The organism is Chryseobacterium formosense, assembly GCF_900116415.1.
GTDB lineage: Bacteria > Bacteroidota > Bacteroidia > Flavobacteriales > Weeksellaceae > Chryseobacterium > Chryseobacterium formosense.
The window spans coordinates 658,749-684,706 of the sequence record NZ_FPAP01000001.1 but is presented as its reverse complement, the minus strand read 5'-3'; the positions used below and the strand labels follow the sequence as shown (position 1 = coordinate 684,706).

Sequence of the window (25,958 nt, the reverse complement as noted above, 5' to 3'; positions counted from 1 at the left end):
AAAAATATGATCCCGAAATACAGAAAACAGTTTAACGAAGAATTTTCTCAGGAAAAATATGAGCAGATTCAAACTTTATTAAAAGAAACAAGCGGAATTGAACCAAAATTCAGACTTTCTGAAAGTCCCATTTTTTTAACTCAGGAATTCAGAGAAAAACTGCTTTCAGCGAGTGAAAGTATTATTGATCAGATTAAAAACTTGCCTGAAGAAGCTTTGGAAAAATCAATTCCTGAAAACTGCAAAGTTCCGAATGATACAAAGCAGCCTCATTTTTTCACTATCGATTTCGGAGTCTGCAAAAGTGAAAATGGTAAAATCGAACCTCAACTTATAGAATTACAGGCTTTTCCTTCGCTATACGCTTTTCAGAATGTTTATGAAGATCTATTCTGCAAGGTGTATCCTTTTTTAAATGAATTAAGAAATAAGATTTCAAAGGAAGATTATCAAAAACATTTGTATGATCTGATTATTGGAGATGAAAATCCTGAAAATGTGATTCTGCTTGAAATTTTTCCCGAAAGACAGAAAACCGCCATTGATTTTGCTTTAACCGAAAAATTATTAGGCATAAAAACCGTTTGCCTAACTAAACTAAAGAAAGTTGGGAAGAAATTATTCTATGAAAATAATGGAAATTTAATCGAAATCAAGAGAATTTACAACCGTGTAATTTTCGATGAGCTTGATAAAATTCCTGATCTGAAAACCGAATTTGATTTCCGTGAAGAAATCGATGTTGAATGGGTTACCCATCCTAACTGGTTTTTTAAAATTTCGAAATATCTATTGCCTTTATTAAAGCATGAATTTGTTCCGAAAAGTTATTTCCTGAATGAGTTTCCTGAAAATGAAAGTCTGGAAAACTTTGTATTAAAACCTTTGTTTTCTTTCGCCGGAAGTGGTGTTAATTTAAATCCTACAAAAGAAATTACAGATGCTATTTCCGATAAAGAAAATTATATTTTGCAGAGAAAAGTCAATTATGAACCTATTTTTGAAGATATCAACGGAGATTTTTCAAGAGCTGAAATCCGGCTGCTTTACATCTGGAAAGAGAATGAAGAAAGACCAATTTTGCTGCAAAATTTATCAAGAATGACCAAAGCAGCGATGGTAAATGTTGATTTTAATAAGAAAGATGCGATCTGGATTGGAAGTTCGCATGCGTTTTTCGGAGAATAAAACCACAAATATTTACATAAAAGACCTCAGAAATTCTGAGGTCTTTTATTGTTTATGCTTTTATTAATCGCAAAGGCGCAAATTTATTAACAAAATAATATTTTAAGGCGCAAGGAATTTAACAAAGTCAAATTTTTATAGTTTGTTTGGAAGTTGTAAAAAAAACTTTGCGTCATTGCGTCTAACCAAAAATTCTATATTCTATCTTCCTCAAGCAATTCTCTCGCCTGATATTCCTGAACAAGATCGATTGCATTAGAGATTACATCGCTTAAAGCCGTAATGAACGTTCCCTCTTCAGCCATTCCCATTGCATGTTTCAGTGCATCAATTTCTTTAGGGATTATTTCATAGCTTACATCTTTTCCAGAAGCCTGCATTCCTTCAATAATTAATCCGTTGATTTCCTCTTCCGTTCTTCCGCGAAGATGTTTTTCATTTCTGACGATAATATGATCAAACATTCTTCCTGCAATTTTTCCACACAATCTGATATCTTCATCACGGCGATCTCCCACACCAGAAATAATGCCTATTTTCTTTGTAGATTCTACATTTTTAAGGTAGTCTTCAATCGCTTCATATCCTGCAGGATTGTGTGCGAAATCAATTAACACTTTAAAATTTTTAAACTTAAAGACATTCAGACGACCCGGAGTCAATTGCGCACTCGGAATAAATGTACGAAGCGAATTGGAAATATCTTCAATTCCGAAACCGTAAAGATAACACGCTAAACTTGCCGCCAAAACGTTAGCAATCATAAATTTAGCTTTACCCTCCATCGTGATCGGGAAATCTTTTGCTTTACCGATTCTGATTTTCCAGTCGCCTTTTTTAATGGTTACAAAACCTTCTTCATAAACACAGGTTGTACGACCTTCTTTTGCAAATTTTTTGATGTATTCATTATTTTCGTCCAGGCTGAAAATAGCGACCTGACTCGGTAAATCGTTAATGATGCGCATCGAATATTCGTCATCGGCATTCATCACGCTCCATCCGTTTTTCTTTACACTGTCAAGAACAACTCTTTTTACTTTTGTTAAATCTTTCAGAGTATGAATATCATTCATTCCCAAATGATCTTCTTTAATATTGGTTAAAACACCGATATCACATTGCCCAAAACCTAATCCGGAACGAAGGATTCCTCCTCTTGCAGTTTCCAGAACGGCAAATTCTACGGTAGGATCTTTCAGAATAAATTCGGCTGAAATAGGACCGGTTGTATCGCCTTTTGTCAGCATTGTATTTTGGATATAGATTCCGTCTGATGTGGTAAAGCCGACTCTGTAACCATTACTTTTTACAATATGTGAAATTAATCTTGTTGTCGTTGTTTTTCCGTTGGTTCCTGTCACCGCAATAATAGGAATCGTAAAAGGTTTTCCTTGCGGATAAAGCATATCTACAACCGGAGCAGCAACGTTTCTCGGAAGACCTTCGCTTGGTGCTAAATGCATTCTGAAACCCGGAGCAGCATTCACTTCAATGATTGCACCACCACTTTCTTTTAGAGGTTGAGTCAGATTTTCCGCCATAATATCAATTCCGCAGACATCTAAGCCAATAATTTTGGAAATTCTTTCTGCCATGGTGATATTTTCGGGATGTACCATATCGGTAACATCAATGGAAGTTCCACCCGTCGAAAGATTAGCGGTTGACTTTAGATAAACTACTTCCCCCCTTTGAGGTACAGTTTCTAAAGTATATTGCAGCTTTTCAAGTAATTCTAAGGTATCTTTATCAACATTTATTTCTGTTAAAACATTTTCGTGACCATAGCCTCTTCTCGGATCCTTATTTTCCTTTTCAATCAACTTTTCAAGGTTAGATTCACCGTCTCCTACAACATGAGCAGGAACTCTTCTTGCTGCAGCCACCATTTTATTGTTGATGACCAAAACCCTGAAATCATATCCTGTAATATATTTTTCGACAATTACTTTTCTCGAATATTTCTGAGCGTGTTCTAATCCCGTAACCGAAGAAACCCAGTCATTAACATTAATAGAAGAACCTTTTCCGTGATTTCCGTCTAAAGGTTTAATCACAATAGGATAACCAATTTTTTTTATGACACTTTTAAGCTCTTCTTCATCAACAATTAAATCTCCAATCGGAACCGGAATTGCAGCATCATGAAGCATTTTTTTCGTTAGCTCTTTATTACAGGCAATATCTACAGCAATTGAACTTGTATTTCCGGTAATTGTAGCCTGAAATCTTTGTTGATTAACTCCATAACCCAACTGTACCAAAGAATTGCTTCCTAATCTGATCCACGGAATTTTTCTTGAAACCGCCTCTTCAACAATACTTCCCGTTGAAGGTCCTAATCTTACACGTTCTCTGATCTCTTTTAACCTTTGAATACAGGCATTAATGTCATATGGTTTATTTTCAATTAAAGCCATTGCAATTTCAACCGCCTGTTCGGCTGCATAAATTCCTGCATTTTCTTCAATATAATCGAAAACGACATTGTAAACTCCGGGAGTTTTAGTTTCTCGGGTTCTTCCGAATCCGGTATCCATTCCGGCTAAAGTCTGGATTTCCAAGGCAATATGTTCAATCACATGTCCCATCCAGGTTCCTGTTTCTATTCTATGAAAAAAACCGCCTCTAGTTCCTTCAGAGCAGCGGTGAGTGATGAGTGAAGGAATTAATTGTTCGATTCTTTCACGAAAACCGTCAATTTTATTGGTAGGAGAATTCTCCATTTCTTCCAGATCCAATCGCATCTGTATCAGCTTTTTCCTTCTTATACTCCAAATATTCGGACCGCGTAAAGCCTGTATTTTCTCAATTTTCATATGCAGCTATAATTTCTTTTTTCCATTTGCTATGTGAATTTAACATCTATCATTTAGTATTAAAAAAAATTAAAATTCACAATTTTGTTATACCTTTTTATTTTAATAAAAACATCTTGTCTTATATCAAAGATAATGCAAAACCATAAACAAAACCATAGTGTTATTAAAGATTTATTAAAAAAATACAAACCTCGTAATTGATTAGAAATCACAATGAATACGTTAAAAAGGGCTTTACATTTCATTAACAATTTATTATTTTTTAAATTTGCAGGCTATGAGACCTGTTGGAAAATTAATTATTATCGGAGGAGCTGTGAATAAAGGCAGTTTTACGGAAACCGATTACGATCAGAATGTTGAAAAAAATCTGAATTTTTTTGAAAGAGGAATTTTAAGAAAAATCATTACTGAATCTAAAAATAAAGAAAACTCAATCATCGAAGTGGTGACCACTGCGTCACAAATTCCACAAATCGTTGGTGCAGAATATAAAAAAGCTTTTGAATTTCTGGGAGCTAAAAATGTGAATATTCTCGATATTCACAATCGCGAAGAAGCCAATTCGGACGCCATAGTTGCAAGAGCAAATGCGGCAGACGTTGTGATGTTTACTGGTGGAGATCAATTACGCTTAACCTCTATTTTGGGAGGAACACGATTTCATGATACAATTTTGCTGAAATATCAGGAACAGGATTTTATTTATTCCGGAACATCGGCCGGAGCGGCTGCAGCTTCTGAAAATATGATCTACCAGGGAAGCAGCTCTGAAGCATTGCTGAAAGGAGAAATTAAAACAACACAAGGTTTAGGCCTGATCGACAACGTAATTGTTGATACGCATTTCGTACAAAGAGGAAGAATCGGAAGACTATTTCAGGCAGTAGTAAATAATCCGAGAACTTTAGGAATCGGTTTGGGTGAAGATACCGGGCTTTTCATTCACAATGATGTAATGACCGCTGTAGGATCTGGTTTGGTAATCATCGTCGACGGAAGATTTATAAAAGATACGAATCTTACAAATATTAATCTGGGCGAGCCGATCTCTATCGATAATTTAACGGTACATGTGATGTCTATGAACGATCATTATGATTTAAAGACGAGAACACTCACGATAGAAAATTCCCAGTTCAATCCTATTCCGCAAACATAAAATACAAAGTGAAGTTTTTCTTCACTTTTTTTATATATTTAAATCTAAATAATTCGAATGAAAATAATAATCCACGGTGGTTTTTTCTCTGAAAGCGACCAAAGCCACGAAGTAAAAGTTGCCAAACAGAATTCTTTAAAAAATATTGCTGAAAAAGCCTATCGTTATTTGGAAACTCATTCGGCAGTGGATGCCGTTGCTTATGCTGTTTCGCTTTTGGAAGATGACGAATTGTACAATGCGGGAATCGGATCGCAAATTCAAAGTGACGGAATAATCCGTATGAGTGCAGCTTTAATGGATGGTGAAACTCAGAAAATGAGTGGCGTAATCAATATTCAGGATGTGAAGAATCCGATTTTTGTAGCCAAAGAACTGATGAAGGAAGATGACAGGGTTTTAGGTGGAAATGGGGCTAAAATTTATGCCAATCAAAATGGGTTTGAAAACTTCTCAACCGAAATTCCTCAAAGACGAAAAGAATACGAAGCTAAGCTTAAAAACGGAGGAAAAGGAACAGTTGGCTGCGTTGCCATTGACGAAAATGGGAAATTAGCCGTTGCTACTTCTACCGGAGGAAAAGGTTTTGAAATTCCAGGACGGATTTCAGATTCTGCAACCGTTGCGGGAAATTACGCCAACGAATTTTGCGCAGTAAGCTGCACCGGAGTGGGTGAAGATATTGTAAGCAATGCTACAGCTGCAAAAATTGTGACCCGTGTAACCGATGGAATGAATTTGAAAGAAGCTTTTGATAAAACCTTTGCTGAGCTAAAAATAATCGATGGTTTTGCGGGTGCGATTGCTATTGATAAAGACGCAAATATTTATCATCAGGATTCTTATCCTACCATGGTTTTTGCGAGTTTTGACGGAACTCAATTTGAAATTTTCGGATAAATTTTAACATTATTTTATTATTCCTATATTTTTTTTGGCACACAATTTACATAACTATTAATATCAAAATTTTAATATTTAACTTAAAAAAATAGAAATCATGGGAAATAAGACAAACGGATTATTAGCTTTATTAGGATTAGGTGCATTAGCTTATTGGAAGTACAAAAAATCTACACCGGAACAGCAGCAGGCTGTAAAAGATAAAATCAATTCTGCGAAAGAGAACTTGAACAAATGGGGAAATGATTTGAAAGATAAAGCAAATGAAGTTGCTTCCCAGGCTCAAAGTAAATTTGACGAAGCAAAATCTAAAGTTGAAGATTCAGCATCTAATGTTTAAAATTTAACATTCATATACAAAAAAGTCATCGTTACGATGACTTTTTTTGTGCTGCAATGGCATAAACCATTGGTATTTTATTTCCAAATTTTGTAGTTCTCCACTTTCCTTTTTCGAATTCTTTGATATGTTTAAAACATGGATAAGGCGACCAATCAAACTCATTAAATTGTTCTATTGTTAAGTTTTTACTAATCAGATTTTGCATAACTTCTGATAGAGAATGATTCCACATTACATAATCCTGAACAAGCTCTGCAGAAAAATCAGCATACGTTCCTTCATAGGTTTCAACAATAGGCTTTTCGTTAAAATAGTTATAAGCAACATCTTTAAAATCATCATCAAACATCCAAACTACGGGATGAAACTCTGCCATAATAAACTTTCCTTCAGGTTTCAGAAAATGATTAATAACATTCGCCCATTTTTCAAGATCGGGAAGCCAGCCAATCGTACCGTAACTTGTAAAAACAATGTCAAATTTTTGGTCTAAAATATTGGGAAGTTCATACACATCAGAACAGATAAATTCCGTATCAGTATTGCATTGTTTGGCTAAATCTTTTGCGGCTTCAATCGCTTTATCCGAAAGATCAATCCCGGTAACTTTTGCACCCATCCTTGATAGCGAGATTGAATCCTGGCCAAAATGACATTGTAAATGCAGAATTGTTTTACCTTTTATATCTCCTAAAAGTTCAAGTTCAATAGAATTTAATGATGTTCTGCCGTTTAAAAATTCATCCACGAAATAAAAATCTGATTTCAGATGTGGTTCTACTTTGGCATTCCAGGATTTTTTATTAATGTCTAAATAGTTTTCCATTACGTTTTGTTTTTTTGTAAAGATAAATTTTTTCTAAACATTTTAAAAACTATGGTTATTATAAAAAATTCCGGCTCTTCGAGCCGGAATTTCATCAATATAAATAATTTTTTTATCCTAAGAATTCTTCTAAAGAAACTGTTTTCTGTTCACCAGCTTCCAGATTTTTGCAGGTCACTGTTCCATTTTTAAGCTCTTCTTCACCTAAAAATACGAGGTTTTTAATACCTTTCTTTTCTGCATAGGTAAATTGCTTTCCTATTTTAGCATTTTCGGGATATAGCTCTGCGGAAATTCCTTTTTCTCTTAATCTGATGATTAGTTTCAAAGCTTCCAAAGTTTCTTCACCACCAAAGTTGGCGAACAAATATTCTACATTTGATGTAGCTTCTTCAGGGAAAAGATTTAATTCTTCCATTACTAAGTAAATTCTATCAAGACCGAACGAAATCCCGATTCCCGGAATATTTTTCACCCCGAAAACTTCAGTAAGATTATCATATCTTCCTCCTCCTCCAATGGAACCCATTTGCGCTTCATCCGCTTTCACTTCAAAAATTGCTCCTGTGTAATAATCTAACCCACGAGCCAAAGTAATATCAAAAACAAGATTCTGAATATCAACGCCAAGATTTAAAGATTGAGTAATCACATATTCCAATTCTTCAACGCCTTTCAAACCAGTTTCATTTCCTGCAAATTTTTCTTTAAGCTGAAGGAGGTTTTCCAGAGCATCATCTGATTGATTAAACAGGAAATCAAGTTTATCAATCGATTCCTGAGATATTTCTCTCTCTAGAAGTTCCTTCACTACTCCATCTTTCCCGATTTTATCTAATTTGTCTAAAGCAACGGTAAAGTCAATCAGCTTATCGGTAATTCCTGCATATTCTGCTAAACCTGAAAGGATTTTTCTGTTGTTAATATGAATGGTTACCGAAACTTTTAGTTCGGCAAAGGATTTTAGATATAATTGTACCAAATCAACTTCCTGCAAAAGGCTTTCACTACCTACAACATCGGCGTCACACTGATAAAATTCTCTGAATCTCCCTTTCTGTGGACGGTCTGCTCTCCAAACCGGCTGAATCTGATAACGTTTGTATGGGAAAGTCAATTTACCATGATTCATGGCAACAAATCTTGCGAAAGGAACTGTAAGGTCATAACGAAGAGCTTTATCTGTAAGATTTTCTGAACTGAAAGGTTTATCTAAAGCTTTCTGAAAATCATTCAGCATCTGCGTTTTTTTATCATCTTTAGCTTCGTTGATGCTTGAATTTAAAATCTTAAAAATCAAGCGATCTCCTTCTTCTCCGTATTTTCCCGTCAATGTTGAAAGGTTTTCAAAACTTGGTGTTTCCAAAGGCTGAAAACCAAAAAGTTCAAAATTTTTCTGCAATATATTGATGATGTATTTTCTTCTTGAAACTTCCAGTGATGTAAAATCTCTCGTTCCTTTTGCTAAGCTTGGCTTCATATTTATGAGTAATGAATAATAAGTAATGTGTAATTCATTGCAAAAATAAGCAATTGAAAGGACTTTTGAATCAACAAAAAAACTGGAGATCTTATATTTCTCCAGCTTCGTACGATCATTTGTGTTTTGGTATTCAATTAGATTTTTTACACACTCTCCAATATTTCAAGGATTTCTTCGCCATAATTCTCGATTTTATGTTTGCCGAAACCTTTAATATCTAAAAGCTCTTCTTTTTTTGCCGGTTTATATTTTGCAACAGAAACCAGTTCTTTGTTGGTCGCAATAAAATAAGTCGGAAGATTCTGCTCTTTTGCTTTCTCTGAACGCCAAAGTTTCAAAGCATCTAAGATCTTGATTTCATCATTACTCAACACTTCGTCTTCCGCAGAATATTTTACGGTTTTGGAATCTTTTACACTCGTTTTATTAATAGTAGATTCTATGTCATTGAAATAAAGAACAACTGACCAAAACTGTTCGTCGTGTACAAATGCCGTTACGGTTTTAATAATTTCATGGGTTTCAAGGAAATTATCAATTGTCTTTTGATCTTCATGCAGAAATTCATCTGCAATTCTGATTTTTAAAACTTTTATTTTCATCATTTGTGATTTTAAAGTTTATCAATTATTTACCTCCCAAAAGCAGAAGTTCATCCACTCTTATTTCAGTAATATATCTTTTCGCACCGTCTTTATCGTCGTACGATCTGTACGTAAGTTTGCCTTCAATGGCAATCTCTTTTCCTTTTGGAACATATTTCTGAAAAATCTCAGCAGTTTTTCCAAATGCAACCAGATTGTGCCATTGCGTTTCTTCTACCTTCTCACCTTTTGCATTGGTGTAATGATCGTTTGTAGCTAATGATACGGAAACTTTCATTCCTCCGTTTTCGAAGTTTACTGTTTCAACTTCTTTTCCTGTGAACCCGATTAAGGTTACTTTGTTTCTTAGTGACATAACTTTGTATTTTTAAAATTAATATTCAGATAAGAGACGTTCACTTGTTTTCTCAAATCTCTGGTACAAAGATTCACCAGGTTGGAAACTTTAGTCGGTAGAAAACTATTTAAATTCGTTTGTAGTCGTTTGAAAACGGATATTTTTGATTACCAGAAGTTTGTAATAATTGTTGACTATGGATAATTGCGTAAATTTGGGGGTTACGTGTAATTATAACTGATACAATAATCTTATAAAAAATGAATCACTATCAAGAATTTGCCGCAGCTCAACTACAAAAATTAATTCCAATTCAGGATGAATTTAAAAAACAGTATAAGATTGATTCTTATTCTAATTGGTTTTATGACAGCGATTCCGAAATTTTACGATTATATAATGATGAAACAGACGAAGTATTTTTCAAATATATACCCATTGGAACTTTCTCGTTAACTTCTAAAACATGGATGTGGAGTTGGTTTAACAAATATCTGAGCGAAAAAAATAAATTTGAAACTTTGAAAATAAAAAAATTCGGAAAAATAAATCATTATACAAAATTATATGAAGGTGCTTTTCAGAGCGATGAATATGATGGATGGGAATTTCTTGCAATAAGTTTTGATATTTTTAATGGAATTGGAGCTTATAATGTAAAAACAGAAAATATAGATTTCTATTTACTTCTAACGGAAAAAATTGAATCAAATATGAATCCGGAAATCAAGTTACTCAAACAAAAAACTTTGGAATGTGGAAGTCACGGATTTCAAAGACCTGCATTTGTTTGTCAACATTTGAATTTAGAAAATCCCATCGGATTTGAAGAAGCCATGGAAACACATAAAGGTATGGAGCTCAATGAAAATGAAGATTTACAGGCATGGTGTAACGAATGTGAAAAGGTAAGGGTACAATATGGAGAATGGAATGAAGAATCTGAAAAATTTGCGAAAATTAAACTGATTTGTGAAAATTGCTATTTTGAAATGAAAGAACTTAATAATGCATAAAAAATATTCTAAATCACATTGGTAAAAGTGGGATTAACTATTGAATTTTTAAAAAAGTTAGACATTATTTTAGCAATTATGCTTTTCCTAAGAAATTATTTTGCAATTCAATCCACTGAAAAGGCATTTAAAAAGATTGTATCTGCAATGTTTTTCGAGAGTCTTCTTCATCAATATTTTTTTATTTCAATTCCAACTCCCTCCTAAAATTAGAATGCTGCGTCGCCGTAAAATAATCACAAAAAACCTGATAAATTGCAGAATCGGTATGACTTGCTTTTATTCCTAACTGGAAATAAATCTCCAAAATCTGATGCGACAAACTTTCAACCAAAGCTGAAGAGTAATCATGAATTTCAGACTGCTTTTCAGAAATAATTAGCTTGGAATCATTTAACAAACCTTCAATTTCATCTGCAAATTCAATGAGCTTTTCCATTGCTACTTCTATTCTTTTATTGAATAAATCCAAATCAAGATAAGGTCGAATTTTAATCGCTTCTTCAGAAAAATGAGAGGCCATCCCGAGATAATTGACCAATAAAGTCAAATCCGCAAAGATTCTGAACGGAACTTTATCCAAAACATCATCCGTAAAAAACTCATCATAAATAAAACTGTAATCTTCCGAGACTTTCACATTTTCAACTGCAAAAGAATACGTTCCGGTTGCTTTCATGCCCATCGATTTCCAGTCAGGAATAATTTCAGCCTCACTTTTAGGAATAACAAATGACCGGATAAGTTCATTCCCAAATTCATCAAGTAAAGAATTTCCGTTTTCTGTTAATTGGGCATTTAAAGTAAAGTGGCTCAAATGCGGTGCTCCGGTTGCAAAATTCCAAAGTCCGTTAACCAAAAAAGTTCCATCCGTTTGTTTTTCTGTTTTTCCGCCGATCATTCCGCTTCCTCCGAAACAAGTTTTCGAATTGGAAAAAAGTTCTTTAGCAATATTAGGTTTTAAGTTTCTTGAGAAAAAATTGGCTCCCGAACATAAAGTGAGCATCCAGCCTAAGCTTCCATCTATTTTTGACCAGTTGAATAAAACAGATAAACCTTCTCTTAACCGCAATCCCAATCCGCCATATCTATTCGGAACCCAAATCTGAAGCAGCCTTTCTTGATGAATTTGATTGATAATTTCAGACGGAACTTCAGATACTCCCTGCATTTTTTCTCTTAATTCTTTATGCGAAAACATTGCTCTGATATTATTTTTGAATGGTTTTTATATTCATTTTGATCTTTTTCATTTTATCTATCGCTGATTAAGCAGATTTCGCAGATCATTTAAAAAATCTGCGTGAAAATTTAGCTGTCAAATTCATTCAACAACAGCTACATTTTTTTTTAACTTAATAATTTTGCGCCATTCTATATAACCGGAAATGGCAACAATAAATAAGAAAGCCGTCAGAATTGCGTACAGATAAAGGCCTTTATGAATTAACAACGGAATCGCAATCATGTTGCTCATGTTCAGTAAAACCCAGTTTTCAATTTTTCTTCGAGCCATCAACCACATTCCAGCCCAAGCGAATGCACTGACCAAAGAATCTAAAATTGGAACATCAGAATCGGTAAACTGTGTCAGAAAATACCAGAAAAGACTGAAAGTTCCTACTACAATTCCTACAGTAATCAGTTTTTCCTGATTTGTGGTTTCAGAAATAGCCGTTTCCGTTTTTCGTTTGCCAAACTTCCAGTAGAGCCATCCGTAAATACTCATCACGAGATAGTAAAGATTTAAAGTAAATTCCGCATAAAGCTTTGCGAAAAACATCACATAAAGTGATAGTAAAATTCCGGCAATACCAAAAAGATAATTGTTTGAATTGTTTTTTCTGGCTAATAAAACCTGAACTACTGAAAAACAGACACCCAGCCATTCCTGCCAAGTGGTTTGTTGTAAAATTTCCTGCATCAAATTAACTTATATAAAATTAAATGATGAGATGATAAATCATAAAAATCCCTACGTCGGCATTATCCGAATCAGGTGTGGAAAAATTTCCCGGGTATCATCTCAGCCGCTATTGCAGCACCCCATTGATGCCGCAAATGTGAGACTTTTTTTTGGAAATAAAAAATTTTAATTTTTGATTGCCTAAAATAATTTTAACGCAACGAACGCAAAGTTAACTTATATAGATTGAAAACATTTTCCGTTCGCAAAGGCACTTCGTTCAGCAAAGATTTATCTCGTTCATAGCTGAGTGAAACGCCTTTGCGAACGAAAAATATGCTCATTTATTTAAAAAAAATCTTAGCGTTCGTTGCGTTAAAAATTTTATACCGCTTTTATTTTTCTTAATTAGCCGTTTACAAACGGATATTTTGTACCTTTAAAATTCAAATAAATTTGTTGTGAAAAAAACCATCAAAAGGACGTTCAGAGTTTCAAAATATGTGATTTATAAAGAAACATTAGTTGATTATAAAGAACATTTCTGGTCATTTTTGGGAGCATTTTTCGGGATCGGACTGATTGCATTTCTTCAGTCCCATTATTTGTTGCAGGAAGAAAATGTATTTCTGATCGGTTCTTTTGGAGCATCAAGCGTTTTGATTTATGGTGCAATACAAAGTCCGCTTGCACAGCCAAGAAATCTTGTTGGCGGTCATGTACTTTCAGCTTTGGTAGGTGTCACCGTTTATCAGATTGTTCCGGATATCTTATGGCTTTCAGCACCTTTGGCAGTGGCATTTTCGATTGTTTTGATGCAATACACCAAAACTTTACATCCACCGGGTGGAGCAACTGCTTTAATTGCCGTAACTTCTACAGGAAAAATTCCTGAACTTGGTTATTGGTATGTAATTTCTCCGGTACTTTCGGGATGTATTATTTTGCTTTTAGTAGCCTTGGTTTTCAACAATATGACTAAAAACAGAAGTTATCCTGCACACAGCAGATTTAAAAGATTATTAAAGAAAAAACACGAACACAAACTGAAAAATCATTAATATGGAATGCATTGAATGTGGCGAGAAAATTATCGGCAGATCCGATAAAAAATTCTGCAACGACGCTTGCAGAAACGCTTTCAACAATAAACAAAACAAGGATTCGAGCAATCTGATGCGGAATGTAAACAACAAACTCCGCAAGAATTACCGCATCCTGAGTGAAACTAATATCGACGGAAAAACTAAAATCGCAAAGTCTAAATTAGATGGCTTAGGTTTTGATTTTAATTATTTTACGAACATCAAAGTCTATAAAAATGGTTCTGAATATAAATTTATTTATGACCATGGCTATAAAATTCTTGAAGAAGATTATGTTCTCATTGTAAAAAATTAATCTGAACACTGTAATGAAAGAAACTGTCTTAATAACCGGTGCAAGCGGAGCCATTGCAAGAGCGCTTTCAAAAAAACTGGAAAATGAATACTCCATACGGTTTTTAACAAGAAAAAAAGAAGCCGAAAACGAATTTGAATGGGATCTGGAAAATCAGATCATTGATGAAAAAGCTTTTGAAAACGTAAGTCACATCATTCATCTTGCCGGAGCCAATATTTCTGAAAAACACTGGTCGGATGACCGAAAAAAGCAATTGATTTCCAGCCGTGTAGATTCTGCCAAACTTATATTAAACACTTTAAAAAAGAAAAATTTAAAGTTAAAATCTTTCATTTCAGCTTCCGGGATTAATTTTTACGGAACAAAAACAACCGACAAAATCTTCACAGAAAACGATGCTTCAGGAAATGATTTTTTGAGTGAAGTTGTTGTAGTCTGGGAAAAAGCTGCTGATGAATTTAAGGAACAAAACATTGCCGAAAGAGTTGTAAAAATCAGAACTGCTGTTGTTCTTTCTAAAAATGAGGGTGCATTAGCAAAAATGATGACTCCGATAAAATTAGGGATTGGTTCGCCACTTGGAAGCGGAAAACAATATATGCCGTGGATTCACATCGATGATATTTGTTCGATTTATGAATTTGCTTTGAAAAATCCTGAAGTTGAAGGTTCTTTTAATGCTACTGCTCCACAACATACAACAAATGAAAATTTAACGAAATTAATTGCTGAGGTCTTGAAAAAACCTTTATTTATGCCTAATATTCCAAGCTTTATTTTAAAACTAATTTTTGGAGAATTGGCAGATGCTTTGCTGGAAGGTTCGAAAGCTTCTTCTGAAAAAATTCAAAAGGCTGGTTTTGAGTTTAAATTTCCTGATTTGAAAATGGCTTTGGAGGATTTGTTGAATAAATAATGTTGCTTTTGTTTTTAAACACAAAAGACAAAGATTTTTTTAAATCCTAACTGTTTTTAAGTTCGCAAAGGCGTTTCACTTAACAAAGAGCACTGAATTTTTTCAAAGTTAATTAGTAATATAAAATAATAAAATATAGAATGCAAGAGACGAATGTAAGTATCGAAAAAACAGAAATTTTATCTGACAATTGGTACACTTTGAAGAAAGTAACTTTTAACATCAAAAAACAAAACGGAGAAACCGAAACTCAAAGCAGAGAAGCTTATGACAGAGGAAACGGAGCCGTTATTCTGCTTTATAATACAAGTTTAAAAAAAGTAATTTTAACCAGACAATTCAGACTTCCGACTTATATTAACGGAAATCCGGACGGAATCTTGATTGAAGCGTGCGCAGGTCTATTGGATGATAATAATCCGGAAGACTGCATTAGAAAAGAAACGGAAGAAGAAACAGGATACAAAATCTCTAAAGTCGAAAAAATATTTGAAGCCTATATGTCTCCCGGCTCTGTAACGGAAATTCTGTATTTTTTCATCGCAGAATATTCTGATGATATGAAAATCAATGATGGAGGCGGACTCGAAGAAGAAGGCGAAAACATTGAAGTTTTAGAACTAGATTTTAATGAAACACTTTCTATGATTGATAAAGGTGAAATTAAAGATGCGAAAACCATTATGCTTTTACAACATCTTCGCCTTAAAAATATTTTGTAGAATTCTACACATCCAAACCTAAACTAAAATATTATGAAATTTTTATTTTCAATTGGTCTTTCATTATTGCTTTCTTCAAATTTTTTCGCCCAGAAAAATGAAAAATTAAGCTCAAAAGATGCCGCTATTGTTGAGCATTTTAAGAATGACTATAAAAAGAAAAACTATAAAAAATTTGCCGGTAAAATTCTTGTAAAAGACAATCTTGTACAGTTTGATGATAAAACGGTTTACTATGATAAATCTGACAAAATAACTTCAAATATTCTGAAAGAAGGCTTAATTTATCCGCAGCTTCTGACCGATTTTCAGATGCAGAAATTCCTGGATGAAACAACCGACAAAACGCAGAAAAGATTTTTAAAACTGCAGAAAGATCCGAAAGCTTCTTTCGATGTGAACAATATAAAGCTGAGCAATGTTTCTGAACTAACGTTTTTTAATTCTGACTTTCGGGTGAAGAGATTTAAAATTTCATTAAAAGACATGAGACTAAATTCTACCAAAGTATATTTTTTTGAACTGATGAATAGCAAAGCAAGTAAAGATATTTCTTTGGAAGAGTTTATAAAAGGATCAAGGTTGTCTTATATTGATACAACGGAGTAATATTTTTATAATGAAGTCAAAAATATTGTTTCTTTTATTTTTTATTCCTTGCTGTTATTTTTCACAAGATGGTTCAGATATACTGTATTTAAAAACATCTGAAATTAGTAAAGAAATACAAGGAAAGTTTATTCATATTGATTTTTACAATAAATCATTTGGGAGAAAGAGAATCCAGGATTCGATTGATTTACCCATTAATAAAAACATTATAAGATTCCAGGAAGTAAGAAATGATACAGGATTTAACAATTGGTTTGATAAACAATCTCTTTTATCTGTTTCAAAAATTGATAGTAAAAAATTACAGATTGAGAAATTTCAGCTAACAGGATTTGATGACAGAAATTTATATGTTACTGCTTTTATAAATTATTTGAAAGATGATAAGATTATGAAGAAAAGTAAGGAAGAGATGATTATTGAAAGAAGTAAAATTGTTGAAATATTGGTAAAAAACGAGTAATCTATCGAAATGTATAATCCTACCAGAAGAAACAGAAATATTGGAACCGAAAATCAAGGTTTTGGGCAAAATAATAAGCTTAAAATTTCAACTCCTTATGGAACATTAAAGTCTTTTTATGAAAGATTTGAAAAATATCAAACTGAAATCAGAATCATTAATGATCATGAATTTTTGTTCATTATTGAAGAAACTCGAGAAAACTGTTTTCACTCTTGTTCTGTAAATGATTTAGCAAAAATTATTAAGCACATCCCAAAAGAAGACTATGGAGATTTGAGATTTATTATTCTTCGTCAACCCAAAAGAAAAGAAGAAATAATTTCTCCGGTTTGGGGAAGATTAATCTATAGTTTTGAATTTGAAAACGAATATTATCCGGCAATAATTTTGGATGCAATTGATCTTAATAAAAAATTAATTTGGCATAAAAAGCAAACCATTGAAGACCAAAAAGAATTTGAAAAACTAAAAGAAGATGGTCATCTCTTCATTGAAAATAAAAGAAATTTTGTTTCTGAGTTAAAGTTAAAACCTTCAAGAAACACTCAACTTTATAGGACTTTACCCCATGAATTTGGGCATTACGTTCATTATTTGGAAGTTGTGGTGAGACCAGGAAATGAAGATGAAGACTATGATGCAAAAGAAATCAGGGATAATTATTATATGGGTATTCCAAAAGTTGAAAAAGAAAAATTTGCTCATCAATATGCAAATCGTCTGAAAAAGGAATTGCTTGATGAAAAAATCATTCCTTTTTAAAGATCAAACAAATTAATAATCAAAAACTTACAATTTCCAAAAATAAAACCTTAATTTTGCACCCCGAAATAAGGATTATCCGTTATGAAAAAATTAGGTGATTACAGAAAGCTTCTTGAAGTTGATAAAAATGTAACGTTGAAAGAATTGAAAACGATTTACAGAAATACGATGAAAGACACGCATCCCGATAAATTTATCAATGATGAAGAGGGAAAACTGGAAGCAGAAGAAAAAAGCAAGTCTGTGATTGAAGCCTATCATTTTTTGGTAAGCATCAATCCGGAAACGCAGGAAAAATATAAAGAAGAATATACAGAAACGATTACGAAATCTAATATCCAGGATTTTTATCTGGAGAAATCGGTTCTTACGGTTCAGCATCTGAACGGGAATATGTACGAATATATTGGTGTTCCGAGAAATACTTACATCAAAATGGTAAATTCTGATTCTCCCAGCCGTTTCGCAAGAAGACATATCTATGGAAGTTTTGTCTATAGAAAGTCTGGTGAAGCAATGGCAGATTAATTTTTTCAGGTTTTAAAATATATGAAGCTTTCAGATGAGTCTGGAAACTTTTTGGTTCTTTGGTTTATCGCAAAGGCGCTAAGATATTTTAAATAGCAAGTGTTTTTAAGGCGCAAAGATTTTATCTACGATAAAATTCATGGCAATACAACTTTTGAAAATCTTTGATTTTCTTGCGTCTTAAAACTGCATAAATGATAGAAAATTTGCGCCTTTGTGTTTAACCAACTATGCATTTTTCTATTCAAAGCACATTATAGATTCTTTCCGAATGACAAACATACCGTTTTGAGATTACTGCGTCACTTCAGAACTACGTTCGCAATAACATAAGAAAACCGCATCATTATTGATACGGTTTTTATGTTTATAATTGAAAACTAATTTCCGTTGAGATAGGTTTTTATGGTTTCCAAAACCCCAAAACTGTCGTTGGAACAGGCTTCAAATTTTGCCGCTTCTTTTACAGAGGGATGTGCATTTTTCATCGCATAAGAATAATGAGCATTTTTAAGCATTTCAATATCGTTCAGATAATCGCCAAATGCCATTGTTTGCTCAGGAAGAATATTTAGGGATTTTTGGAGCTTTTCAATCGCATTTCCTTTATTGGTGTGTTTGTTCATAATATCTACCCAGTATTTCCCTGAAACAACGACCACTAAATCTTCGTTTTCAAACTTCTTCAAAGCTGGATAGAGAAACTCTTCAGCGCTTACCGGATGATAAATTGCAATTTTAAAAACCGAGTCGTCAACTTCTAATGTAAGATCTTCTCTTTTCTGATTTTTAATATAATATTTAGAAAAGTAATCAACAAAATTCTGGTCTTCACTTTCGTAGTAAGAGCTTCCTTTTGCACTCAGAACTGCTCTTGCGTCCGGTATTTCTCTTACCGTCTGAATAATATCCGAAATGGATTTCTGACTCAATTTATCTGCAAAAATTTCTTCGTTTTTATAGACTACATAACCTCCGTTTTCTGCAATAAAACCTATTTCGTTTTCAATATCGCTAAAGTATTGGGTAATTCCTGACATCTGTCTTCCGCTCGCAGGAACAAATAGAATATTTCTTTTTTTCAGTTCTTCATACACCTTTGGAAAATCCGGACTTACTTCGTATTTTGAATTCAGGAAAGTTCCGTCCATATCGGTTACAATCAGTTTAATATCCTTCATAAAATTCTTTTTTTTCTTCTTCCTATCGTTTAAACCTTATACAAATATAGAGTTTAAAATTTTAAAGGTTGATTCTGCCTCTGTTATAAATAGTTAGTTTATTTTAAATTTTGTTAAAAAAACATAATGACATAAAATAATATTTAATTAACGCTATGCTCTCAAACGTTTTTATTTTTTCGAATATATTTTTCCGTTCGCAAAGGCAGAACAATGTTCGTAAACTTTCAGTTTATGTTCAGCAAATGATAGCAAAGCCTTTGCTGAGTGAAACGCCTTTGCGAACTTAAAAACGGATAGTATCTAAAAAAAGCTTTGCGTACGTTGCGTTAAAAACTTACACTTTTATCCTAATTCAAATTGCGCTATAATTCGACTATTCAATTAAATAATTAAATTCTTTTCGGTATTGAGACGGGCTTTTTCCGGTAAATTCTTTAAATGTTTTATTAAAATAACTGAAATTATTAAACCCTGACTCGAAACAAACTTCAGTGATGCTTAATGGCTGTTCGGCAAGGAGCTTCAGAGAATGGGTAATCCGGTATTCGTTCACAAACTGAGTAAAGGTTTTATTGGTAATTTTTTTAAAATAACGGCAAAATGATGGCACTTTCATACTCGATAAATCTGCCATTTCATCCAAAGTAATCTGTTCTTTAAAATGGTCTTTTACATAATTAAAAATATGATTAATTCTTTCATTATCTTCAACCTGCGTTTGCAGATAATATTTTCCGGCATTCAGAATTCTGTATTCGTGGGTAGAGGCAAGTTCATCCAGAATGCCTAAAAATTTCATCAGTCTGGAAAGGGAATCGGAATGATGCATTTCCAGAATCTTCTCTCCTACTTCTTTTTTTATTTTTTCAGAAAACACGATTCCGGCTTTCGCTTTTTCGAGTAAAACGGCAATTTTCTGCATTTCTGGTAAAGTCCAGATCTGTTCGCCCAAAAAATCTGGTTTAAACTGAATCACCATTTCATAATCATTATTGGTATTTTCATTGGTCATTCCGCAATGTGGAAGATTGGTTCCCATCAAAACCAGATCTCCGTCAGAAAAATAGGAAATATTACTTCCGATCTGTCTTTTTCCGGAACCTCCGCAGACAAAAATCAGCTCAATCTCAGGATGATAATGCCAAACATGCGACTTGATGTTTTCATTTTTCAAAAACTTTAAACTTGTGAAACTGCTTCCCAGATTAGGTTTTACAGCTTCGAATGCGGGATGAGAGTGTTTCATTTTTGCAACTGCTATTTCATATACAAAATTAACAAATAATATTTATTAATTTAACTTAAAGGTTAAAATAGCACATAAATATGAAAATTGTATAGTAGAACCGGATTATGGCTTAGTCTAAATTTGCAGTATTAACAAATGAAAAATTTAATATTATGAAAAAGGTATTTCAATCAGTATTATTGATAGGCTTCTTATCTATTTCAGCCACTGCAATGAGTAAAGAAAAAGACTTTTCTCTTTCATTTGGAAAAACTGAAGCAGAAACCGTAAACTTCGAACTGTCGAATGCAAAAAATGTATCGGTGGTTGTTTACAGTGATTTTTACGGAGAATTGTTTTCCGAGACCTTTGATGATGCCCATTCTGTAAATAAATCGTACAACTTTAAAGATCTGGATTCCGGAGTATATTATTTGATCCTTGAATCTCAGCAGAAAATTGAAAAATATAAAATTAAAGTAGATTCTGATAAAAAAGTGATGATTGAAAAAACACCAGTTTCGGAAGTTATTAAACCTGAATTTGTGGTTGACGGTAATAAAGTAAAATTGCTTTTATCAGGATTAAAAGGTAGTGCAAAAATTTCGGTTTCGGATTTTGAAAATACGGTTTATTACAACGAAACAAAATCATCAGACAACGGAAATCTTAGCCTTAATTTTGATTTAAGTAAAAAAACTGCGGATCAATATATTATCAGCGTAGAGGAAAACGGAAAGGTTTTTAATAAAGTTATCAGTTTGAGATAATTTTGTCTCAGTCTGAAAAAAGATATTTTTATATAGTTTGTTTCTAAAGTCGGATTTTTGCTGGAATTTTCAGAGAAATCTGACTTTTTTTTATGAATGATGGAAGGTTAATGGACGTTGGTTTTTGGATGTTGGATTAATAGGATTTGCATCCTATCCTTTAGAAAGTCGTCCCGTTGGGACTTTATGCGAATTATGTTTTAAAGTTTTCAGATTAATTTGGAAGCTTTTTTTATTGTCTTTAGTTAAGCGAAAAGTCGCAAAGATTTTATTACATTATATTTTTAAAAATATTTGATTTTCTTGCGCTTTAAATACTTTATAAATGATAAAAAATTTGCACCTCAGCGATTTACCAAGTATACTTAAATTCATTTGAAATTTTGATTACTTTTGAGATTGCTTCTTCGCTTCACTCATCGCAATGACATAAAAAACCGCATCATTTCTGATGCGGTTTTTAGGTTAATTAAAGGTTGTTATATTAGTCTACGTGTTTTGGAGTAAATCCGTCTTCACTTAACTCTCTGTGGTCATAATCGGCTTTCATTTCAGCTTCATAATCCAGTTTTTCATGTTTACCCATTCTTCTCAAAATTGAATCGAATAATGAATATACTACCGGTACGATAATCAAAGTCAGGAATAATGATGAAGTTAAACCACCGATGATTACCCAAGCCAATCCGTTGTTCATCTCGGCTCCTGCTCCTTTTGCAATCGCAATCGGAATCATACCGAAGATCATCGCAATCGTTGTCATCAGGATCGGACGAAGACGTGCGTGGTTTGCCTGAATCAAAGCGTCGTGCGTATTTGCACCGGCTGCTTTTCTCATATTGGCGAAATCGACAATCATAATCGCGTTTTTCGCTACCAAACCAATCAACATGATCATTCCCAACATCGTAAAGATGTTTAATGAATTTCCGGTGATTGCAAGAATAACCATTACCCCAATCAATGCCAAAGGAATTGAGAACAGTACCACAAACGGATAAACAAATGAGTCATACAAGGAAACCATTACCAGGTAAACCAATACAATAGCTGCTAATAGCGCAATTCCTAAAGTACCGAAACCTTCGGTCTGGTTTTCCATATCACCACTCCAAATGTAGCTTACACCTGCAGGTTTTGTTTTCTCGTTATCCATAAACTGAGCTGCCCATTCGTTAGCAACGTCACCTACAGGACGTCCTACCACTTTAGATTTTACCTTTACAGAAGGTGCTTTATCTCTACGCTCCAATAAACTTGGTCCTGAACCCATTTTAACGTCAGCAAACTGACTCAATCTAATTTGTTCTCCCTGAGGATTCGTAAACATCAAATTTCTTACATCATCAATCGACTGTCTGTTCGCATCTCCGAAACGGATGTTGATATCATATTCATACTCCCCAGCTCTGAATTTTCCGTCTGTATTTCCACTGAATGCCGTTTGCATCGTTTGTCCTACACTAGAAAGATTTAAGCCTAAAGAAGCCATTTTGTCTCTGTCGATATTCACCTGAACTTCCGGGTTTCCAGAATCGGTTGATAATTCAGCATCTACAGATCCCGGAACTTTCTTAAGCAATTCTAGAATTCTATTCGCTTCTTTGTTTGCCGTTTCGTTATCCTGTGCCGTTACTACCATTTCGATTGGTGCGTTATCCGCTCCCATTAATCCAATTGGCGCTGTTTTAAACTCAACTCCGGTGAATTTTTCTTCTAAAGCTCTTTTGATTTTCGCTGATTTAATATCTGTACTTTCGTTACGTTCAGATTTATCAACCAAGATTACCTGAATTTCAGATTGATACAGTGTAGCCTGAGCCCCACCAAAACCTGATGACTGCTGACCAACCGTAGTAATCATATCGACTACATCTTTATCGTCTCTCAAATATTTTTCAACTGCAAGAGTTACCTGATTGGTTTTTTCTACAGAAGCGTCTTTCGGTAATTCCATCTGAACAAGGAACTGTCCTCTATCCATTTTAGGGAAGAATTCACCTCCGATAAATCCGAATGCCACTAACATGAATGAAGAAATCAAAATAATAAAAGTGACAACCACCGTCATGATTCTTCTTAAAGTTGTTTTTAAAGCCCATTCTAAAATTCCTGTAATCCAGTGTGTGAATTTTTCCAATTGTTTTTCAAACCAAAGAATGAATTTCTCGAAAGGATTTTTACCTGAAAGGTGTACCAATTTACCATATCTCGAAGACAGCCAAGGAATGATCGTAAATGAAGCCAGTAACGATAACATCGTTGCAATAACTACCGTTACACAGAACTGTGCCAAGATATCAGAAACCAAACCTGAACTCATCGCAATCGGTAAGAATACCACAACGATTACCAAGGTAATTGCCGTTACGGTAAATCCAATCTCCGAAGCTCCGTCGTATGCTGCACGGATTCTGCTTTTACCCATTTCCATGTGACGGTACACGTTCTCCAAAACTACAATCGCATCATCCACCAAGATACCTACAACCAGTGAAAGTCCTAATAAACTCATTAAGTTTAAGGTATATCCCATCAAATACATTCCGATTACCGTTGCAATCAAAGACATCGGGATAGAAACCATTACGATAAATGCGTTTCTGATGTTGTGAAGGAATAATAACATTACTACTGCTACCAAGATAATCGCCAAGAATAAATCAAAGATTACGTGGTCTGCCGCTTCTAATGTAAAGTCTGTTGTATCATCAACAATGTTGATTTTAACACCTTGCGTTTTATAATTATCTTGAACCTGAGCAATGGTTTTTTGAACCAATTCAGAAACCGATACTGCGTTTGCGTCAGACTGCTTTTTTACCTGAAGCAAAATAGTTGGTAACTGATTGTATCTTGCAATTTTCTCAACATCTTTCTGAGTATCGAAAACCGTGGCAATGTCAGAAAGTCTAACCTGAGCTCCATCTTTATTGGAAACCACAAGATTATTCATCTCCTGAACATTTCTATACTTTCCGGAAAGTCTGATCGTCGATCTTGACGTTCTTGTCTTCAAAGCCCCCGTCGGGAAATCTAAGTTGGATGAAAGAATTGCCTGTTGTACATCTGCGATTGCAATGCCATAACCCTGCATTTTCTTTTCATCTAAATTGACCTGAATTTCTCTTTCCTGTCCACCAACTAAATCAACTTGTGCAACACCATTTACACGGGAAAAAATCGGCTCGATTTTCTTATCTAAAAGGTCATAAAGCTCTTTATTATTCAATTTATCACTTGAAATACTCAACGTCATGATCGGTAAATCATCCAATGAGAATTTCTGTAGTGAAGGTGGGTCTGCATCTTCCGGAAGGTCAGCCAAAATAGCGTTTACCTTTCTTTGAGCGTCATTCAAAGCGTAGTTTACATCAGCTCCTGTATTCAGCTGAACCATAATCACCGATAAACTTTCGTAAGATGAGGATTCTACTTTTTTTACATTTTCCAAAGAACCAACGGCATCCTCAATTTTTCTGGTTACCGAAGTTTCCACCTCAGCAGGTGAAGCTCCAGGATACACCGTAGAAATGGTAACCATATTGGTTTCAAACTTCGGAATCAACTCGTACCCCATCATGGAGTAGCTTAATAAACCTCCCAAAGTCAGAATCGTAAACAATACGATGACAAGGGACGGTCTTTTAATGGATATTTCTGCTAACTTCATCTTCTATTACTTTACGATATTGATTTTTGAACCGTTATCAAGATTGATCTGTCCGCTTGTAATGACTTGTTCACCTCCATTTAATCCGCTTAGGATCTGTACTTTATCTCCGTAAACTTTTCCGGTCTGAACTTTAATCATTTTAGCAGTTCCATTGCTTACAACAAATAACTGACCTGAGCTAACTCCATTCACGAATGCTTCTGCTGGAACGGTTAACATATTCTGAGTTTCTGCACCGTGATTGGTTTTAAATGTAGCTGTTGCATACATCCCTGCTTTTAGGTTTCCTCTGTTCTGAACTTCGATTTCGACAGGGAAATTCAAAGAAGCATCACTTTTAGGAGCAATAAATGTAATTCTTCCGCTGAAAGAATCATCCGGCAAAACATTTACATTAATTGATACTTCCTGACCTAGCTGGATTCTTCCGATCTGGCTTTCATCCACTAAAACAGAAAGTTTTAAGCTATTGATATTAACAATTTCGAAAAGTGCTGTTCCCGGAGAAACCACCATTCCCGGCTCTACCATTTTTTTGTTGATAATTCCGCTGATTCCTGCTCTGATGCTTGTATCATTTACTTTAACACCTTGAGCTCTTACCGCAGCCTGAGCATTTTTTAGCTGTAATCTTGAATTATCTAATTGCTGTTTTGTAACACCTCCTGTTTTAAAGGCATTTTCATAACGCTGATTATCAATAATTGCGTTTTGCAAATTATTCTGAGCCTGCGTAACATCAACTTCGATCGCATCTTTTTTGATGGTTGCCAAAACCTGACCTGCGCCAACTTTTGAACCTTCTTTCACCAAAACGCTTACAATACGTCCTGAAATCTCAGAAGACTGATTAGATTCCTGCTTCGGAATAAAAGTTCCGTTTGCAGTATAATCGGTGTCTATATTTTCTCTTGAAACCGTAATCACGTTTACGTTGATTTTGTCAACCTGTTTTGCTACTTCTTTTACTTCGGTTTCCTGCTTCTTTTTGTTATCGGCAATTTTCCATGCTGCCAAACCAACAAGTACAGCCGCTACGATGATATATATTAAAGTTTTTTTCATATGGAGTTATTTATTATTTTAAAGGTCA

The 25,958-nt window shown here is 34.1% G+C and carries 25 protein-coding genes; 14 read left to right on the top strand and 11 right to left on the bottom strand.

The annotated features are described in order from the left end of the window. The first annotated feature begins 6 nt into the window (after positions 1 to 6). Positions 7 to 1,188, top strand: coding sequence for a hypothetical protein (locus BM371_RS03195; RefSeq protein ID WP_034675754.1), 1,182 nt, complete (start codon positions 7 to 9; stop codon positions 1,186 to 1,188). 194 nt (positions 1,189 to 1,382) lie between these two features. Here the strand turns inward: BM371_RS03195 and cphA are convergent, their stop codons facing one another. Next, a complete protein-coding gene (gene cphA, locus BM371_RS03190; RefSeq protein WP_034675750.1) occupies positions 1,383 to 4,010 on the bottom strand; it encodes a cyanophycin synthetase in 2,628 nt (875 codons plus the stop codon). A 280-nt stretch (positions 4,011 to 4,290) separates the two neighbouring features. On the opposite strand from cphA, the gene BM371_RS03185 reads away from it, so the two are divergent. From BM371_RS03185 to BM371_RS03175, 3 genes are all read left to right on the top strand, one after another. Continuing rightward, complete coding sequence (locus tag BM371_RS03185; protein ID WP_034675747.1) at positions 4,291 to 5,175, top strand: cyanophycinase; 885 nt, start codon at positions 4,291 to 4,293, stop codon at positions 5,173 to 5,175. Between the two features lie 57 nt (positions 5,176 to 5,232). Continuing rightward, entirely contained in the window at positions 5,233 to 6,075 is an 843-nt protein-coding gene (locus tag BM371_RS03180) for an isoaspartyl peptidase/L-asparaginase (RefSeq protein ID WP_034675744.1), read from the top strand. A gap of 100 nt (positions 6,076 to 6,175) precedes the next feature. After that, a complete protein-coding gene (locus BM371_RS03175; protein ID WP_034675742.1) occupies positions 6,176 to 6,418 on the top strand; it encodes a YtxH domain-containing protein in 243 nt (80 codons plus the stop codon). Between the two features lie 31 nt (positions 6,419 to 6,449). Here the strand turns inward: BM371_RS03175 and BM371_RS03170 are convergent, their stop codons facing one another. The 4 genes from BM371_RS03170 to BM371_RS03155 all read right to left on the bottom strand — a co-directional run bounded on the left by BM371_RS03170 (position 6,450) and on the right by BM371_RS03155 (position 9,690). Beyond that, the gene (locus BM371_RS03170) at positions 6,450 to 7,247 is read right to left on the bottom strand and encodes a class I SAM-dependent methyltransferase (RefSeq protein WP_034675740.1); all 798 of its coding nucleotides are present in this window, start codon (positions 7,245 to 7,247) and stop codon (positions 6,450 to 6,452) included. A gap of 112 nt (positions 7,248 to 7,359) precedes the next feature. Next, positions 7,360 to 8,727: a histidine--tRNA ligase gene (hisS, locus tag BM371_RS03165; RefSeq protein WP_034675738.1), complete on the bottom strand. Its 1,368-nt coding sequence runs from the start codon at positions 8,725 to 8,727 to the stop codon at positions 7,360 to 7,362. Between the two features lie 146 nt (positions 8,728 to 8,873). Beyond that, positions 8,874 to 9,335, bottom strand: coding sequence for an HRDC domain-containing protein (locus BM371_RS03160; RefSeq protein ID WP_228423571.1), 462 nt, complete (start codon positions 9,333 to 9,335; stop codon positions 8,874 to 8,876). 22 nt (positions 9,336 to 9,357) lie between these two features. Further along, positions 9,358 to 9,690 carry a single-stranded DNA-binding protein gene (locus BM371_RS03155; protein ID WP_034675736.1) on the bottom strand — a complete coding sequence of 111 codons (333 nt, stop codon included), beginning with the start codon at positions 9,688 to 9,690 and terminating at the stop codon, positions 9,358 to 9,360. Positions 9,691 to 9,932: 242 nt separating this feature from the next. Here BM371_RS03155 and BM371_RS03150 point away from each other — a divergent pair, with 242 nt between their 5' ends. Next, positions 9,933 to 10,688 (top strand): DUF6882 domain-containing protein, encoded by a 756-nt coding sequence (locus tag BM371_RS03150; RefSeq protein ID WP_034675734.1) that lies wholly within the window; start codon positions 9,933 to 9,935, stop codon positions 10,686 to 10,688. Positions 10,689 to 10,869: 181 nt separating this feature from the next. Here the strand turns inward: BM371_RS03150 and BM371_RS03145 are convergent, their stop codons facing one another. Continuing rightward, on the bottom strand, positions 10,870 to 11,889 hold the full coding sequence (locus tag BM371_RS03145) for an acyl-CoA dehydrogenase family protein (protein WP_034675733.1): 1,020 nt from the start codon (positions 11,887 to 11,889) through the stop codon (positions 10,870 to 10,872). Positions 11,890 to 12,012: 123 nt separating this feature from the next. Beyond that, a complete protein-coding gene (gene pnuC, locus BM371_RS03140; RefSeq protein WP_034675730.1) occupies positions 12,013 to 12,615 on the bottom strand; it encodes a nicotinamide riboside transporter PnuC in 603 nt (200 codons plus the stop codon). Positions 12,616 to 13,055: 440 nt separating this feature from the next. On the opposite strand from pnuC, the gene BM371_RS03135 reads away from it, so the two are divergent. The 8 genes from BM371_RS03135 to BM371_RS03100 all read left to right on the top strand — a co-directional run bounded on the left by BM371_RS03135 (position 13,056) and on the right by BM371_RS03100 (position 18,007). Next, entirely contained in the window at positions 13,056 to 13,655 is a 600-nt protein-coding gene (locus BM371_RS03135) for an HPP family protein (RefSeq protein ID WP_034675727.1), read from the top strand. A 1-nt stretch (position 13,656) separates the two neighbouring features. Beyond that, positions 13,657 to 13,995 (top strand): hypothetical protein, encoded by a 339-nt coding sequence (locus BM371_RS03130; protein WP_034675724.1) that lies wholly within the window; start codon positions 13,657 to 13,659, stop codon positions 13,993 to 13,995. A gap of 13 nt (positions 13,996 to 14,008) precedes the next feature. Further along, on the top strand, positions 14,009 to 14,914 hold the full coding sequence (locus BM371_RS03125; RefSeq protein ID WP_034675721.1) for a TIGR01777 family oxidoreductase: 906 nt from the start codon (positions 14,009 to 14,011) through the stop codon (positions 14,912 to 14,914). A 140-nt stretch (positions 14,915 to 15,054) separates the two neighbouring features. Next, positions 15,055 to 15,636 carry a GDP-mannose pyrophosphatase NudK gene (gene nudK / locus BM371_RS03120; protein WP_034675718.1) on the top strand — a complete coding sequence of 194 codons (582 nt, stop codon included), beginning with the start codon at positions 15,055 to 15,057 and terminating at the stop codon, positions 15,634 to 15,636. A 33-nt stretch (positions 15,637 to 15,669) separates the two neighbouring features. Continuing rightward, positions 15,670 to 16,245 carry a hypothetical protein gene (locus BM371_RS03115; RefSeq protein WP_034675716.1) on the top strand — a complete coding sequence of 192 codons (576 nt, stop codon included), beginning with the start codon at positions 15,670 to 15,672 and terminating at the stop codon, positions 16,243 to 16,245. 25 nt (positions 16,246 to 16,270) lie between these two features. Next, on the top strand, positions 16,271 to 16,711 hold the full coding sequence (locus BM371_RS03110) for a hypothetical protein (protein WP_131430925.1): 441 nt from the start codon (positions 16,271 to 16,273) through the stop codon (positions 16,709 to 16,711). A gap of 9 nt (positions 16,712 to 16,720) precedes the next feature. Next, entirely contained in the window at positions 16,721 to 17,476 is a 756-nt protein-coding gene (locus BM371_RS03105) for a hypothetical protein (protein WP_034675710.1), read from the top strand. Positions 17,477 to 17,560: 84 nt separating this feature from the next. Continuing rightward, complete coding sequence (locus tag BM371_RS03100) at positions 17,561 to 18,007, top strand: KTSC domain-containing protein (protein WP_034675707.1); 447 nt, start codon at positions 17,561 to 17,563, stop codon at positions 18,005 to 18,007. Positions 18,008 to 18,387: 380 nt separating this feature from the next. On the opposite strand, the gene BM371_RS03095 is transcribed toward BM371_RS03100, so the two are convergent. Beyond that, positions 18,388 to 19,188: a Cof-type HAD-IIB family hydrolase gene (locus BM371_RS03095; RefSeq protein WP_034675705.1), complete on the bottom strand. Its 801-nt coding sequence runs from the start codon at positions 19,186 to 19,188 to the stop codon at positions 18,388 to 18,390. 376 nt (positions 19,189 to 19,564) lie between these two features. Continuing rightward, positions 19,565 to 20,437 carry an AraC family transcriptional regulator gene (locus BM371_RS03090; protein ID WP_034675703.1) on the bottom strand — a complete coding sequence of 291 codons (873 nt, stop codon included), beginning with the start codon at positions 20,435 to 20,437 and terminating at the stop codon, positions 19,565 to 19,567. Positions 20,438 to 20,592: 155 nt separating this feature from the next. Here BM371_RS03090 and BM371_RS03085 point away from each other — a divergent pair, with 155 nt between their 5' ends. Continuing rightward, a complete protein-coding gene (locus BM371_RS03085) occupies positions 20,593 to 21,189 on the top strand; it encodes a hypothetical protein (protein WP_034675700.1) in 597 nt (198 codons plus the stop codon). Between the two features lie 484 nt (positions 21,190 to 21,673). Here BM371_RS03085 and BM371_RS03080 read toward each other — a convergent pair whose 3' ends face one another. Beyond that, positions 21,674 to 24,862: an efflux RND transporter permease subunit gene (locus BM371_RS03080; protein WP_034675698.1), complete on the bottom strand. Its 3,189-nt coding sequence runs from the start codon at positions 24,860 to 24,862 to the stop codon at positions 21,674 to 21,676. A 6-nt stretch (positions 24,863 to 24,868) separates the two neighbouring features. Then, entirely contained in the window at positions 24,869 to 25,930 is a 1,062-nt protein-coding gene (locus BM371_RS03075) for an efflux RND transporter periplasmic adaptor subunit (protein ID WP_034675696.1), read from the bottom strand. Between the last annotated feature and the right edge of the window lie 28 nt (positions 25,931 to 25,958).

Excerpts from the sequence above, each read along its gene's own strand:
- BM371_RS03195 (WP_034675754.1), top strand. The coding sequence starts at position 7 with ATGATCCCGAAATACAGAAAACAGTTTAACGAAGAATTTTCTCAGGAA.
- cphA (WP_034675750.1), bottom strand. The coding sequence starts at position 4,010 with ATGAAAATTGAGAAAATACAGGCTTTACGCGGTCCGAATATTTGGAGT.
- BM371_RS03185 (WP_034675747.1), top strand. The coding sequence starts at position 4,291 with ATGAGACCTGTTGGAAAATTAATTATTATCGGAGGAGCTGTGAATAAA.
- BM371_RS03180 (WP_034675744.1), top strand. The coding sequence starts at position 5,233 with ATGAAAATAATAATCCACGGTGGTTTTTTCTCTGAAAGCGACCAAAGC.
- BM371_RS03175 (WP_034675742.1), top strand. The coding sequence starts at position 6,176 with ATGGGAAATAAGACAAACGGATTATTAGCTTTATTAGGATTAGGTGCA.
- BM371_RS03170 (WP_034675740.1), bottom strand. The coding sequence starts at position 7,247 with ATGGAAAACTATTTAGACATTAATAAAAAATCCTGGAATGCCAAAGTA.
- hisS (WP_034675738.1), bottom strand. The coding sequence starts at position 8,727 with ATGAAGCCAAGCTTAGCAAAAGGAACGAGAGATTTTACATCACTGGAA.
- BM371_RS03160 (WP_228423571.1), bottom strand. The coding sequence starts at position 9,335 with ATGATGAAAATAAAAGTTTTAAAAATCAGAATTGCAGATGAATTTCTG.
- BM371_RS03155 (WP_034675736.1), bottom strand. The coding sequence starts at position 9,690 with ATGTCACTAAGAAACAAAGTAACCTTAATCGGGTTCACAGGAAAAGAA.
- BM371_RS03150 (WP_034675734.1), top strand. The coding sequence starts at position 9,933 with ATGAATCACTATCAAGAATTTGCCGCAGCTCAACTACAAAAATTAATT.
- BM371_RS03145 (WP_034675733.1), bottom strand. The coding sequence starts at position 11,889 with ATGTTTTCGCATAAAGAATTAAGAGAAAAAATGCAGGGAGTATCTGAA.
- BM371_RS03130 (WP_034675724.1), top strand. The coding sequence starts at position 13,657 with ATGGAATGCATTGAATGTGGCGAGAAAATTATCGGCAGATCCGATAAA.
- BM371_RS03125 (WP_034675721.1), top strand. The coding sequence starts at position 14,009 with ATGAAAGAAACTGTCTTAATAACCGGTGCAAGCGGAGCCATTGCAAGA.
- nudK (WP_034675718.1), top strand. The coding sequence starts at position 15,055 with ATGCAAGAGACGAATGTAAGTATCGAAAAAACAGAAATTTTATCTGAC.
- BM371_RS03115 (WP_034675716.1), top strand. The coding sequence starts at position 15,670 with ATGAAATTTTTATTTTCAATTGGTCTTTCATTATTGCTTTCTTCAAAT.
- BM371_RS03105 (WP_034675710.1), top strand. The coding sequence starts at position 16,721 with ATGTATAATCCTACCAGAAGAAACAGAAATATTGGAACCGAAAATCAA.
- BM371_RS03100 (WP_034675707.1), top strand. The coding sequence starts at position 17,561 with ATGAAAAAATTAGGTGATTACAGAAAGCTTCTTGAAGTTGATAAAAAT.
- BM371_RS03095 (WP_034675705.1), bottom strand. The coding sequence starts at position 19,188 with ATGAAGGATATTAAACTGATTGTAACCGATATGGACGGAACTTTCCTG.
- BM371_RS03090 (WP_034675703.1), bottom strand. The coding sequence starts at position 20,437 with ATGAAACACTCTCATCCCGCATTCGAAGCTGTAAAACCTAATCTGGGA.
- BM371_RS03085 (WP_034675700.1), top strand. The coding sequence starts at position 20,593 with ATGAAAAAGGTATTTCAATCAGTATTATTGATAGGCTTCTTATCTATT.
- BM371_RS03080 (WP_034675698.1), bottom strand. The coding sequence starts at position 24,862 with ATGAAGTTAGCAGAAATATCCATTAAAAGACCGTCCCTTGTCATCGTA.
- BM371_RS03075 (WP_034675696.1), bottom strand. The coding sequence starts at position 25,930 with ATGAAAAAAACTTTAATATATATCATCGTAGCGGCTGTACTTGTTGGT.